The organism is Candidatus Alcyoniella australis (assembly GCA_030765605.1).
GTDB classification, from domain to species: Bacteria; Lernaellota; Lernaellaia; order JAVCCG01; family Alcyoniellaceae; genus Alcyoniella; species Alcyoniella australis.
In genome coordinates, this window is the sequence record JAVCCG010000091.1 from 14,462 (window position 1) to 28,558 (window position 14,097).

Genomic DNA, 14,097 nt, shown 5'->3' on the forward strand with positions numbered 1-14,097 from the left:
TACTCTCCTGGCTCAATTGTCGGCCACGCGAATCGATTGTCAAGGCCCAGGCGCGGCCGACCCCTCGAGCAGATCCTCCATTTGGGCCCAACGCACGCCGCAGGCCGTTGCCGCATACACGCGGTCGTCGTGGGGGCTGTAGCACACTCCGCGCAGGATGCGGCCGAAGAACGGCCTGGCGATCTCGCTTCGCGTCTCAAGGTCAACCAAGCTCACCGTGCCGTCGAAGTAGTTGCCCACCAGCAGAATGCGCCGCTCGCGGTCGAGCCCCAGATCGCGCGGGCCGTACCCCAGGCGCATCCGCCACAGCCTGCGTTGCGCCGTGACGTCCACGGCGAAGATGTCGCCGAACAACGACCCGGCGCAGTAGACCACTCCGGGATACAGCGGGTCGGCGAGTAGGCCGAAACCAAAGGGGCTGACCCAGACCCGTCCCAGATAGCTCAACCCGCCATCGCTGACGTCCACCAGGTGGACCCACGGCGCCTGTTGATCGCTGACCACCAACACTCGGCCGTCCAATGCCAGCTCGAGATCGTAGAGGTTCATTCCTGTAACTGCGATCCGCGCCTTCTCGCGTCCTTGGGCATCCATCCGGATCACATTTCGATTGATCTCGGTAATCGCCAGCAGGTCTCCCCCGGGTTCCTGCACCGCGGCGAAGGTGTTGTTGGCGTTAAAAATCGGAGCGAAATATTTACCCACGGGTCGTTTGCAGCAATCGAGCTCGTCGACCTCCTCGTGCACCGGCAGCAGGTAGACTCCCTCCTGTTCCAAACATTGGTCTCCCGCAGGGCAATGCCTCCAACGCGTGTGACCCAGCCGCCCCCAGGGCGTGGTCAACAACTTGCTACCGTCTCTTGAAAAATCGATGCGCTGCACTCCCCTGACCGTTCGTTGCTCCCGGCGTTCGCCCGTGTACAGGTCGTGACGTACAATCATCCCGTCACGCCCGACAACCCCGTAGGCCACGAACAGATAGCGGCCCGAGGGATCGACGTCGATGTCGTAGGGATGCATTGTCGGGTCGAGCAGCTGCACCCGATCATCGGCCGCGCGCCGATTTTCGTTCGCGCAGTCTCTGACCCAGGCTTTCTCCGAGCTGCGATTGAGCTCGAGCAGCACGGTGCCGACTATCGCGATCAAGATCAAGGCCCAGGCCGCCGCGCGCAGCCTGCCGACCCAGCGGCCGGGCAGCAGCACGAACGTCAGTAGGATCGATGTGGGCAGCCACAGCGCGGCCAACTGACCCACGTAGAGAAAGCCGCCGATCCAGATCGTGCAGTTGTAGAAAACCATCGCCGCGTTGCCGTAGAGCATCACCGGGCCGTCGCGGCGCTTGATCGCCCGATAAATGATCACGCCCAGAACAGTGCCCGGTCCGAAGATCCAACGCACCCACGAGGCGCTGAGATACTCCACTCCGCCGAGCAACCACATGAATGAGAACAACAGCAGGTGGGTCAGCTCGCCGATAAAACGGTAGGCCAGATAAAACGCCCAGCCCATTAGGCTGCGTCTTGATCTGACCTCGTTGCCGTTGGTGTGCATCAGACAATATAAAAGCCGGACGGCAGCGAAGCCGTCCGGCTCGTCAGGCTCGATTCATCGGAGGGAAACTTGATATTACGACAACCTTTATTCGTCGTCGTCGTCGTCCTCGGTCCCTATATCCGTCGTTGTGTAGGTCAGCGATACCTGCGAAGAGGCTACGCCGGTATCAGCCTCAATATAACCTATGGCCGTGCCGCTGCAAACGGTGACGACGTTGACTAATATCTTGACCTCGGAAATGCCGCGATCGTCGGTCTTGCCAACGTAGGGCGTCTCCAGTGGATCGACATCGTCGACGTTGTCCTCGGGGAGGTAGATGCCGATATTCCCCGGAAACCGCGTAGTCCAGCGGACCTCGACGTTGTTCAGCGGCTGGATATAGGGGCTTGCGGCATATTCCCCCACGACCAGCGCGCGCACGAGGAACTCGTCGCGCAACTCAACAGTCTGGCCGGCAATGCACGTGACCTCGTAACCGACATCTGTCGGTTCAGTCGTGACCATTGAATAGTATGGTGCTTTGGCAGGGTCGACATCACCACAGTTGCCGAATACAACGATCACAGCCAGCAGAGAGAGAATCGCTCCACATGTAAGGGCTCTTCTCATCAACTTTTCCCTCCGTTTTCAACTACGGCACTCAGCCGCTCACTGTACAGTTCCCGAACCGGGATCGGATGTATTCTCACCCTTCCGATCCGTTCAGGCAAGATCCAGAGAATCCTTCCCTCCGGACCGCCCCTACGCTTCTTGTCACCGGCGATTATATCGGCCACCGCCGACCATTCAACCGCTGGAAACCGTCTTGGCAGCTTTGCTCTATCGAGCATTTCTTCAAGCTGCCTAGCAGATTCTCTCTCACAAACTCCCAATTCGCAAGCAATACGTGCTGCGAATCTCATCCCAAGCGCCACTGCTTCTCCGTGCAGAAGGCGCCTTCCCTGCGGCAATACTTGCAGTGCATGACCGACCGTATGGCCAAGGTTCAGCGCCAGTCTCCCCGGCTGCATCACCTTTTTCCCCGGCACTGCGATCGCCGAGGTTTCTCTCTCGTCAACAGTTACCACTCTTGCCTTGATATTGCAACACTTTTTTACTATCCAATACAGATTCCGCCTATCGCAAGACGCTATTTGCTCCATTCTGCGTCCCAACGAACTCCATGTGGCTTCGCCGTCGATGAACGCAGTTTTAATAGCCTCGGCCAATCCGTTGCGAATTTGGCGCCCGGAGAGCGTATCCAACGTACGCACGTCCATCACCGACAGTTGTGGCTGCCAGAAGGTGCCGATCAGATTTTTGCCCAGCCGATGGTCCACGCCGGTCTTGCCGCCGAGCCCGGCGTCGACCTGCGCCAGCAGGGTCGTTGGCGCATGCACCACGGGCAGCCCGCGCAGCAATGTGGAACCGACGAACCCTGTCAAGTCGCACACACCGCCGCCGCCCAGGGCCAGTAATGCGGTCTCGCGGTCGATCTTCAATCCCAACAGCTTGTCCCACAGCAGCCGCGCATCATCGAGTGTCTTGTGACTGTCTCCCTCACCAACCCTGATCAGCAACGGTTCGTATCCAGCGGCGCGCAACGAGGGCAGCGCGCGCTCGCCCGCCAGGCGATAGGCGCGCCGACCGGCGACGACGATCAGCGGACGCAGGCCTATGACGCGGCGCGTTAAAGCACCGAGCGACTCCAGATGATCGGCGGCGACGGCGAAGCGTACCGGACCGACGGTGTTTATCGCCGGCAACCTGACGCTCATCCGCCGCCCTGCCAATCATTCCAGGCGCGTCTGACCTCGGGCATCGATCGACCGCCGCAACGCTGCAACAGCGCGCTGGCCAGCTCCAGCGCCACACGCGCCTCGGCCACCCTGGCGGCGGCCGGAACCACGCAGACGTCCGAGCGCTCGTAGCGGCCGCTGACCACCATTCCGGTCTGTAGGTCGATCGATCGCTTGGGCTTAGCCACCGAGGGCACCGGCCGCACCGCAAAACGCACGATCAGCGGCTGGCCGTTGGTCATCCCGCCCTCGATGCCTCCACTCAGATTTCCCGATCGCCGAACCGAACGACCTTCAAGCGGAGGGATAAAGCGATCTTGTGCCTTGCTCCCGGGCAATTCGGACTGAAGATAGGCGTCGCCCAATTCAACTGCCCGGATCGAGGGCACGCCCAACAGCGCCGCGCCCAGTCGGGCGTCGATCCGTTGGGCAGAGGGGCCGATGCCGCCCAGGCCCGCGGGCACTCCCAGGCAAACCACCGCCGCGCTTCCGCCCAGCGTGTCGCCCCGAAGCGTGGCGGCCTCGACCTCGGCCGAGGCTGCGCTGAGAAAGGACCGCGACGGGCCGGCCGCCTCGTCGGTGGCCGCGTGCTGCAGCACGCGCTCGGAATCGATCTTGCGCCACCTGGCCCTAACGGCGCCGATGGCCAACGTCAGGCTGTAGATGCGAATGCCGAACTCGCTTAACAGCGGACGGATCAGCGCACCGGCAGCCACGTCCAGCGTTGTAAACCTCGCACTGGCCCGCTCGATCGTCTCACGGATATCTCCTCCGCTACGCGCCCATCCGGCGTAATCAGCGTGTCCGGGTCTGGGTACGGTAATCGGCTGCGGGTCTACCGCGGGCTCTGCCCAGGCTCCGCGCGTTTGCTCCCAAGCGGCGAAGTCGCGGTTGGCGACCTGGATCGCGATCGGCTCTCCGGTGGTCTGACCGCGCCGCACTCCGGAGAGCAACTGGACCTCATCGGTTTCGATCGATCGGGCGCGTTTTCCCCTACCCAGGCAGTGCAGCCGACGCAGCATGTGCTCGACGATCAGCTTGCGATCGAGCATTAATCCGGATGGAACCCCATCGAGCAGACCGACCAGCGCCGGTCCATGGCTCTCTCCGGCATGCTCTAAACGTAACCCGCAGCTCAATGTATCGCTCCCAATTAAAAAAGCACCCGCCCTATAGTAGAGCGGGTGCTCGAAGGACTGTTCAACCGCGCTCAGATCAGGGGTTTGTCACGGATGATGCGCGGGGTAATAAAGATCAACAGCTCGGTACGCTTGGAGATCATCCTCTTGTCACGGAAGAAGAATCCGAGCACCGGAATGCGGCTGAGCCAGGGAATCCCCAGGGTTGTCGAGGTATTCTCGGTCTGGAAGATTCCGCCGATCACAGTGGTCTCGCCGTCCATCACCAACGCGGTGGTGTTGGCTTCCTTCTTGTCGATCGGCGGGTAGCCGGTGGAGGTCGCGATCGAGGTGTTCGGTGCGTCCTTGGCGATATGGATCACCATCATCACCGAGTCCTCGGAGGTGACTTTCGGCTCCACCGTCAGTTCGAGGAAGGCATCGATGTAGGACATTCCTACATCATCCCCCATACGGATTGCGGTCGGGAAGGTTATACCTTGCTTGATATTGGCCGCGACGTTCTCCATGGTGGAGATCCTCGGCTGGCTGATCACGCGGCCCTCGCCACGGTTCTCCATTGCGGATAGCTGGAGGTCGAGGGCAAAGGTGCTGTTGACCGAACCCATGGTCAGGCCCAAGCCGCCGCCGGATCCCAGGCCGACCGGCGCGGGCAGGTTGACCACATAATTAGCGCTGGGGACGTTGGAGATAGATTCCCCGGCGCCGGTGACGTCCACCGAGTTGGGAAACGCCATGCCGGTGGGATTACCGTGGGCCGCGTCTGCAATATAGCGGCCGCCCCATTTAATACCCATTTCACGGGAGAAATCGGAGGTCGCCTCAACGATCCGCGCCTCGATCAGCACCTGCTGGGTTGTCCGGTCGAGCAGCCGGGCCACGACTTTGGCCTGCTCTACGTTCTCGAGCACGTCGCGGATGATGACCACGTTGGTGCGCACGTCGACCGAGATCGAACCGCGGTTGCTGAGTATGGTGCGTAACTGTTCCTCCAGCGAGCTGGCGTCGCTGTAGTTGACCGGAATCAGGGCCAACACCAACTCCTCGTTCTCCAGTTTGGTCCTGCGCTCGGCGAGCAACGCTTTTTGCTCGGACTGCAGCGTGGCCCGCGGAGCAACACGGATCACGTTGCCGTCCTGGACCATGTCAAGCTGACGACTCTTGAGAATCAGATCCAGAGCCTGATCCCAGGGCACGTTAATCAACTTGACCGAGATCTTGCCCGAGACGTCGTCACCCGCAACGATGTTGAGATCCGCCTCCTCGGCGATAATCCGCAGCACGCTCTTGATGTCGGCGTTCTGGGTATCCAAGGTTATCCGGGAGCCGATCCACTGTTGCTGCCGGATATCCTGTGTCAAGTCGAGAGGGGACTCGCCCTTGATAACCATATGAACGTCCTCTGCCAAAACAGGCAGGGCCGCCAGACAGATGATCGCGACGATCAAAACGCAGGCTGACCGCCTACGGTCAGAGTTCCCGCTGCTCTTCAGCGTCATCGCATTGCCTCCTCTTGGCATCATATGCTCAGCTCCTCCTCAGGGTGGAGTTGCATAACAATCTCGTTGGTCCGAGTCTCGCCCAGAATCGTTACCCGGGTCTCGGTGATGTGAACCTCATCGGACATGATAGCGGTTATTATGCCGCCGTTCTTGCCGATGATATCTCCCAGCGTAAGCACGTACGCGTTGCCCCGCGGATCCTCGAACACGGCCTTGGGATCGCGTACGCTGGACATTACGCCAACCAGACGGAAGAAACGCACCTCGTAGCGGGTGATGATCTCAGCTTCGCTGATTATTTGCTGTTCGACTCTGAACGGGAGGAAGGGATCGGGCTTGTTGGTCGGATCGTAATAATAACGTTGGGCCGGAGACGGCTCCGGCGGCTGGATCTCGGTCACCGACGGGACCTCGGCCACTGCCGCGGGCTTGCTGGTAAGCGGTGGAGGCGAAACGTCCACCGAGGGCATGAGTGCATCGCAGCTTGCCAGCAGGCAGATCAGTGATACAAACGTCGCGGTGATCGCTATGAGAGTTAAGATCCGCGTTCTACTCATCGCGCGGCTCCTGTGGGATTGAAGCGATAGGCCGTGGCCGTACAATTGGTCGTGATGGTGAGGATCCCCTCGACATTTTTGGGGCTCGTGATATCTAAATCGGTGAAGTTGATGATCCGGTCGGCCTTACTGATCTTGTCGAAGAAAATTGCGATGTCGTGGTAGCGACCGGTAAGCTTCATCGTGATCGGGATCTCGGAATAGAACCCCTTATTAGTCTCGGACTCAAGTGCGAAGCTGGCGATATCCAGCCCCAATACCGTGGCCAGACCCTCGAACTCGCGCAGGATGATGTTGACATCCCTGGTATTGGGTAGCTTGGTCAGCAGCTGATCAAGGCGCTCCTTGACGCGAGCTCTGTCAGCGCGGAATTGATCGATCGTGGCGGCCCGGTCCTGCAGCTTCTTGCGCTGCATTTGCAGGTCTCGCAGCTCGTTATTGGCGTCGAGCAGATCCTGGTTCGCGGGTCTATAAAAGTAGAAATAGAACACCGCGACGATGATAATCAGCACGACTAGGATTATCGTGGCCTTCCTAAGAAAGGACATCCCCCGCCCCCTGTGTGGTACCTGCTACATATCCTCTAGAAGCGCCGAGACCATGAACTTCTTGAGCGTCTCTCCGCTGTACCCTGCTTTGGTGGTACTGTCGCTGGAGCTCAGCTCTACCTGCTGGAACTTGGGTGACTTCTCGAGGTTCTCCAAGAAGTTGGCTACCACGAGGTTGTTCACCCCAATTCCCTTGATCTCGATGCTGGTGCCGTTTTCGCTGAAACTCTCGATCCAGACCCTCTGCGGCAGGGACTTGGCCAGCTCGTCCATGATCAGCACCGGTCCGGTTTGCGCTTCTTGGAGGTTCTCGATGATCTGGATCTTCTGCTTGAGCTGATTGATCTCACTCTCGAGAGACTCGACGTCCTGAATCGTCACATTGAGCTTTGCGATATCTGATCGCACCTGCTCGCTTTGCATCTGTACTGACTGGATCTTCTGCTCGATAAGCAGGAAGTACCAGAAGCACAGCGCCGAGACGATGGCCGCCAGCAACAGACCGATGATAATCGTCATGAACGGGATTTCCCGTCGCTCTTTGCCCTTGCCCTTGGCCTTTGGGGTCTTGCGCTTCTCAACCGGAAGTAGGTTAACGCGAATCATTTATCGCCGCTCCTCCGTAACGCCAGACCGACGGCAACGCCGGCCAGCGGCGCATTCGCCTCGATAAACTCTTTGTCGAAGATCTTGGCATTGATCTCGATAGTATTGAACGGATTGGACAGCTCGACCGGTATGCCGATCTGGTTCTCGATAATCTTGGACAGTCCGACGGCCTTGGCGCTGCCGCCGCACAGATAAACCTTGCTGATGTGGCCCAGGGAAGTAGTCGATGTGAAAAAGTCGAGACTGCGCTGTGTCTCGAGGGCCACGGAGTTACCCACGTTCTGGATGATCGACGCGGCCTTCTCCAGCTGCTCGGGGGAGCCGGCGCCGCACTTGATCTTGTCGGCGTCCTCGAAGCTCACGCTCATCTGTTTCTGGATCTCCTCGGTGAACTGGTTGCCGCCCAGGGAGATGTCGCGGGTGAACACCGAGTTGGTGCCGCGCACGATGTTGATGTTGATCACCGAGGCGCCGATATTGACGATCGAGATCAGCTTGCCCTTTTGGACCTCGTAGTTGACCTCGTACATGTTCTGAACGGCGAAGGCGTCCACATCCATGATCACCGGGTTGAGTCCCGACTCGCGGATCACGGCAACGTAGTCGTTGACCATGTCCTTCTTGACTGCGACCAACAGCACGTCGAGGCTCTCTTGGTCGTCGCTCATCGGCTCGAGGATCTGGAAGTCGATGTGCACCTCGTTGATGTCGAACGGGATGTACTGCTCGGCCTCCCACTGGATATTGCTCGCGACCTCCTCCTCGGTCATCATCGGCAGCGTGATCTTGCGGATGATCACCGAGTGCCCTGACACCGAGGTCGCGACCTCTTTGGTCTTGATGTTGTTTGCCTGGATCACCCGGCGGATCGCCTGCACCACGGCAGGTGCGTTCATAACGGTCGAGTCGACGATGGTTTCAGGGGCCAGGGGCTCAATGCCGAATGAGGCCAATTGCAGTCCGCCCTTAGCCTCCTTGAGCTCCAGCGCCTTGACGCTGCTTGACCCGATATCCAGGCCGAGTATGGACTTCCCTCTACTGAACATGCGCGACCGTCCTTCGCTTTACAATTGCACAGCAGTGCTTTAGTACAGCCTTATATTGGAATACTGATATCTCTAATTAGCCAATCTTGTCAAGGATTTTTTATTGAACGGCTGGCGGAATATTCTGTATTTTCAAAACGTATTGCAGGCGGAGTCCCGTTGTTTCCAACGAACGCCGAGGCGCAAAGCAGTGAAACAAAGGCCGCAAACGCATTGTGTGACAAATATTTACATTCAAAATCATATTGTTACCAACAGGGGGGATACTCCATTCTATCTGTAAAAAAACAAACGCCGAGGTGGCCGGCTGCCTTCCTCGACGTTTGCGATCCGTTGGTTTTTTTTTATTTGCCTAAGCGTTACTAAGCCACACTTAAGAATCCACTTTACTGGTTAATCACAGGTAGCCGGTCCGCCGAACGGCCACGGCCGATGGTTGAGACTCCACTCGCCGCCGTACTGATTGCACTCCAGTTGGTTCTGGCAGTCGTTGTCATCGTAGTTCATCACTGCCGGCGGCGGACACTGTCCGCAGAACTCGGTCACGCGAATCATGTCGTAGGCCTCGCGCGTGGTGCCGTAGCCTTCGCAATTGCCGGCCCACCAGAACAGCGTACACCACAAGTCGCGCAGCTTGACAAACGGATTGGCGTAGATCCCGATGCGTCCGGTTTCGTAGTCGTAGTCGTCGGTCGGCTCGAACGGTCCGTCGGGCCACACGCCGAGAATCACGCCGTTGGCGTCGTAACAAGCGTGGGAGTTGTCCGAGCCGTAGGCCAATATCGGCGGCGTGTTGTACCAGCGGTACTGCCAATCCCAGGTTCTGTTGTTGTCCGGTGCGGCCCAGAAATAGACGTGGGTGGTGTCCGCCCCGGGCAGGTCCGGGTTGGCGTTGGGCGCTGATGATTCGTCGCAGACGATGTAGAAGATGCTCCACCAGTCGTCGTCGGAGTAGGCGTTGATCTCGTTCACCGCGCTCTTCTGCGGGGTGGCGTACGAGAACAGCGGCGCGTAGTTGGCGCCGGGCATCCGGTAGTAGGAGAGCGTACTGGCCAGGCAGTGATGCGTCTCGGGATTGCCCCCATACTTGTAGGTGCAGTTGAAGTCCATCTCGATCTGGTAGTGATCGAAGCCTTTGCCCCAGTAGCTGGGGTCGTTGTTGTTGTGCCGTCCGCGGAAAGCCATGGACATCGAGTTGTCGTAATAGTGAATCGCGTCGCCCACCGGCGTATAGGGGTTATAGACCTTGGTGTGGTACTGCACCATGATGTTCTTCATGTGGCAGCTGGTCGAGGTCGAGGTGTTGCCCCACCACTCCTTGTTTATGCCGTTGTTGTTCGACCACAAGAAGGTGTGGTTCTTGATGTAGGTCATGTCCTCGTAGCACGAGTCCCAGAAGTCGGTGACGCAGACCTCGAACAGCCACAGGTCGATGCAGAAGGCGCAAATGTTGTAGCCAAAGTCTCCGGTGAACTCGAAGATCAGGCTGAACAGGTAGCCCAGCAGGCCGTCGAAGTCGGTGCGCGCATACCCGCTGGGGTCGACCTCGAAGATATGGTCGCCGATGTAGAACTCCCAATGGACGTCGCCGAAGATCGTGCTGAACGAGATCGACCAGTCGAGCAAAATGAACTCGGCGCTCTCGAACGGATAGTCGCCCTCTTCGAACTTGCCCTGACGGTTGGGGTTGCCGTTGTGATACAGCGGGTCGCCGTCATCCCGGGCCCACCACGACCAACTCATTTGATATTGGGCGTTAGCCGTGGGATAGCCGCTGAGATCGTAATAGGGATGGGCGTCGACCGGCAGTCCCGAGGGCCAGCAGACCTGGTCGGCGAACCAGAACATCCGATCGTCCCATGGATATGTTGTTGACTGTCCCGGACGGTGCGAGTTGCACTGATCTTGGCCGACCCCGCCGCAGCAGGGCATGGTGCAGCTCGCGGGGCAGCCTGCGGGCCGCGGACACTTGGCGCACTCATCGGTGCAGCTTGGGTCCCACTCCGCAGTCCCGTTGCCCGGGTGATCGATCATCGTGGTCACCGAGTACAGGTAGCGTTTCCCCGGGTCGACGTAGTTCCAGATCTCGAAGGTGCGGTAGGTCTGGTCGGTGATCTCCTGGATGCCGAAACCGCCGGCCGATTGCCAGCCGTCGGGGTCCTGGCCCGCCCAGACCACCTGGTCGAACTCGGCGTGCAGCGACCAGTCCTCGTCCCAGGTGCCGCCGGAGAACACGGTGGTCCACGGGAAGCGCTGTACGCGGTAGTAGATGTTGTCCGCGGGCGTGGTGGTCTTGTTCGGGGTTGGGGTCTGATAGTCGCGGCAATAGGGCACCGCGTCGAATATCCAGAACTTGAGCTGGCCGGTATCGCAGTCGTAGTTGGTCAACGGCGGGGAACAGGCAGCCGAGCGTAGACAGAAGGTGGCGATGTCAGGGAATCCCGCCGGATGGATCACGCCCAGGTTGATCGTGCGCGTACAACCGACTTCGTCGCTGTACATCACCATGTACTCGTAGATCGTGCCCGGATCCTGGCCGATATAGCTGGCCGCGGGATAGTAGCCGTGGGTCGCCACCGCCACCGAGCCCATCATGCTGCTGTAGGTGACCTCGTCGACCAACTCCCAAGAGCCGACCACGTTCTCGCGAGCCAGCACTGTGAACAGGGTGCCGTCGGGCGGCAGTGGGCTGCTGAAGTGCCACTGAATGTCGATGGGCCCGACCAGGTTGCACTGCGAGGAGGTGGGCGGGTTCGCATCGAGGTCGATGTACGTGGGCAGTTCGCCCTCTGCGCAATCCCAGGCCGATTCTCTGGGACAACTAAAGCTGTAGTTCCACGGCGCGTAGGCTCGACCCACGGTCGTGCCGCTTCCGTCGCCGTAGACCGCGGATACCGAGTAGACGTAGTTGTAGCTGTCCGCGGGAGTCGGGTTGGACGGGGCGTAGATCAGATTGTATTTGGGGTCCGTCGAATCGGTGGCCGGCGATACGGGGTTGCTCCAGTCCGGCTCCATGGTCGAGGTGACCGTGAACATCTTGTGCTCGTCGTCCTGCGGGTTGGTCGCCAGAGCGTTGGAGTCGTACCAATATAAGGTGTTGCCGCTTGCGGTCTGCGGCTTGGCCACGAACACGACCATATCGCTGTAGTTCGGGTCGCCGAACGCGTCGTAGAAGCCGTAGGGCTCCGGGGTGCGATAGATGTAGTAGTAGTTGGGAACCTCGCTGAATCCTCCGTCGTCCACGTCGTTGAGCGACTCGCCCCAGGTAACCCTGAAACGTGCCGTGACATCGCCGTTGTGCATCACGGTCGAGGCGTCGTCGATCTCGAGGTCCGTCGGTGGGCTGAACGACGATCCGACTCCGAGGTTGGTCGATTTGCGGCCGCACGATTGAACGTCGAAGTAATCGCCGCAATCGGAGTTCATCGGTTCGGGATCGCTGAGGCACTCGGCGTATGTGCCGTCGCGCTCGTAGGCGCGGACCTCGTAGTAGTAACGGTATTCGTCGCCGTTGAGCCCCCACTGCTGCGAATCCAGCGGCAACATGCTGCCGCCGCCCTCGCCGCGGCCGGGGCTGCCGTCCTCGTCGAACCAGTAGTAACGCTCGTTGAACTTGAAGAACTGCGAGGGCGGACTGAGATCGTTCCGGCACTGCTCCACGGCGTCCCAGTCGCTCAGCGCGCTGTTGGCGCAGGAGGTGTCGGCGTCGTCAATATCGATCTTGGCGATCGGGACGTTGTCGACCTCGTATAGCTCGTTGGGCGCCGAACGGTAGATCCAATACTCATCGACGTTGGGATCTTCTGTTCCGCCGGATTGGCTGGGTGACCAGTTGAGCATGATCGAGCCCCAGCGCGTTCCCGAGGCCGGCGGCTCGAAACCGGAAGTGGCGTAGCCGTAGAAGTCGTCGGTCTTGGGCTTGTTGGGGTGAATCTCGACCGCCGCCTCGGGCGCCGAGGTCAGCGCAGTGCTGCGCGAGTTGCCGCAGTCCACGGCATAGACCTGGTAGGTGTAGGAGATCGGGAAATCCGGATCGCCCCAATTGGCAACGATCGAGCGGTCGTACAACACGTAGCTCGCCTGGCCTGTGGCCGGCACGAAGGTATAGTACTGAAACGTGCCCGATCCGCCGCCCTCCTCGGGATTGAGCTTCTTATAGATGTCGTACCAGACAACGTCGTTGACGCCGGTGCCGTCGTCGGGCGAGCGGTCGAAGCTGATTCTCATCGCCCGACCGCACTCGTCGTTCTCGACATCGATGTTGGTCGGAGGCTCGGGCGGATCGCCGCAGTCCGGGTCGCGAAAGGTGCGCAGGTTGCGCGGGGCCACCGAGAGCCGCACCGTTGTCTCTAAAAACGGCGTGCCGTTGACCGACGGCGCGTCGTAGTCCGGCTCCTTGGCGATCACCGTGGCCGAAACCTCGATGCGGTGAATCACGTCGTCGAGCAGGTTGTAGTCAAGCCGTCCGTTGGAGTTCAGATCCTCTCCGTCGTCGAGCTCGTCGTTGGCCGAAACGCCGCCCAAATCCTCGCTGTTGCTCGGGAATGATCCGTCCTGGTTGATAAACACCGCGCCCTGCGGCGGCTTGAAGTTGATCTGATAGCCCGAGGACATCCAGGGATATCGCAAGCGATAGCTGTAGTTGCCGCGCAGCAGGTTGCCGATCTCGGTGCTGTCCAGCGAATCGTTGGGTGCGGACGTGTTGCCCCACAGGGTGTCGACCGTGGCGGGGTTGAGGTCGAAATCGCCCCAATACAAAAACAACGGCTGCGGATGTTCTCCGTTGGGATAGGTCATCGTGCCGTCGTCGTAGCGCAGACCGTAGGACATGATCGACGTGCGCCCGGGATCTTCGTTGTAAGACTGATAAAGCACACGATCGTCGTCGGAATAGGAGTAATCCAGGTTGGACATGAAGCCCACTGCGGGCTCGGCCAGGTAGAGGCGGAGCATCTCGGCCGACGATCCGTACCCCTCGGCGGGCGGATCGTAGCTGTATAAGGCGTCGAACTGATACGAGTCGGTGAACTCAGGCACTGCCTCGTCGTAGTTGGCGTTGAAGGCGATCTCGTAGGGCGCGGCCCAAATGATGGCGGGCTGCTCGGAGTTCGGCGGAACGTCCTTGCCGATCATCATCAGCAGATCGCGCGCCGATTCCACGGTCTGACGGCCGATCTGGTTGATCTCGACCAACCGCTCCTGCCGCATGACCTGCTGGGAGTGGGCGACGAACAGATAGTAGATCACTGCCACAAGGATCAACGCCAGCGCCAGGGCGACCAGCAGCTCGATGAGGCTGAACCCGGATTGGCGTCTCGAAGCGGCTTTGCCTGATCTTTTACACATCAGCATATCAACGTCTCT

General features: G+C 59.7%; 10 protein-coding genes. All 10 read right to left on the reverse strand.

Translation table 11 applies throughout. The features are described 5' to 3' along the window. Positions 1-39: 39 nt before the first annotated feature. Positions 40-1,551 carry a hypothetical protein gene (locus P9M14_09800; GenBank protein ID MDP8256032.1) on the reverse strand — a complete coding sequence of 504 codons (1,512 nt, stop codon included), beginning with the start codon at positions 1,549-1,551 and terminating at the stop codon, positions 40-42. 87 nt (positions 1,552-1,638) lie between these two features. Continuing rightward, positions 1,639-2,163, reverse strand: a complete 525-nt coding sequence (locus P9M14_09805) for a hypothetical protein (GenBank protein ID MDP8256033.1) — start codon at positions 2,161-2,163, stop codon at positions 1,639-1,641. Continuing rightward, a complete protein-coding gene (locus P9M14_09810) occupies positions 2,163-3,311 on the reverse strand; it encodes a 3-dehydroquinate synthase family protein (protein ID MDP8256034.1) in 1,149 nt (382 codons plus the stop codon). Before P9M14_09810 ends, P9M14_09805 begins: the two co-directional genes overlap by 1 nt. After that, the gene (aroC, locus tag P9M14_09815; GenBank protein MDP8256035.1) at positions 3,308-4,471 is read right to left on the reverse strand and encodes a chorismate synthase; all 1,164 of its coding nucleotides are present in this window, start codon (positions 4,469-4,471) and stop codon (positions 3,308-3,310) included. The genes P9M14_09810 and aroC overlap by 4 nt, the downstream gene beginning before the upstream one ends. A 71-nt stretch (positions 4,472-4,542) precedes the next feature. After that, entirely contained in the window at positions 4,543-5,862 is a 1,320-nt protein-coding gene (pilQ, locus tag P9M14_09820; protein MDP8256036.1) for a type IV pilus secretin PilQ, read from the reverse strand. Positions 5,863-5,990: 128 nt separating this feature from the next. Further along, a complete protein-coding gene (locus P9M14_09825) occupies positions 5,991-6,530 on the reverse strand; it encodes a pilus assembly protein PilP (protein ID MDP8256037.1) in 540 nt (179 codons plus the stop codon). Further along, positions 6,527-7,078 (reverse strand): type 4a pilus biogenesis protein PilO, encoded by a 552-nt coding sequence (gene pilO / locus P9M14_09830; protein MDP8256038.1) that lies wholly within the window; start codon positions 7,076-7,078, stop codon positions 6,527-6,529. The genes P9M14_09825 and pilO overlap by 4 nt, the downstream gene beginning before the upstream one ends. A 24-nt stretch (positions 7,079-7,102) precedes the next feature. Further along, on the reverse strand, positions 7,103-7,684 hold the full coding sequence (locus tag P9M14_09835) for a PilN domain-containing protein (protein MDP8256039.1): 582 nt from the start codon (positions 7,682-7,684) through the stop codon (positions 7,103-7,105). Beyond that, positions 7,681-8,733, reverse strand: a complete 1,053-nt coding sequence (pilM, locus tag P9M14_09840) for a type IV pilus assembly protein PilM (protein ID MDP8256040.1) — start codon at positions 8,731-8,733, stop codon at positions 7,681-7,683. The genes P9M14_09835 and pilM overlap by 4 nt, the downstream gene beginning before the upstream one ends. Positions 8,734-9,126: 393 nt before the next feature. Then, the gene (locus tag P9M14_09845; GenBank protein MDP8256041.1) at positions 9,127-14,079 is read right to left on the reverse strand and encodes a prepilin-type N-terminal cleavage/methylation domain-containing protein; all 4,953 of its coding nucleotides are present in this window, start codon (positions 14,077-14,079) and stop codon (positions 9,127-9,129) included. Positions 14,080-14,097: the final 18 nt, after the last annotated feature.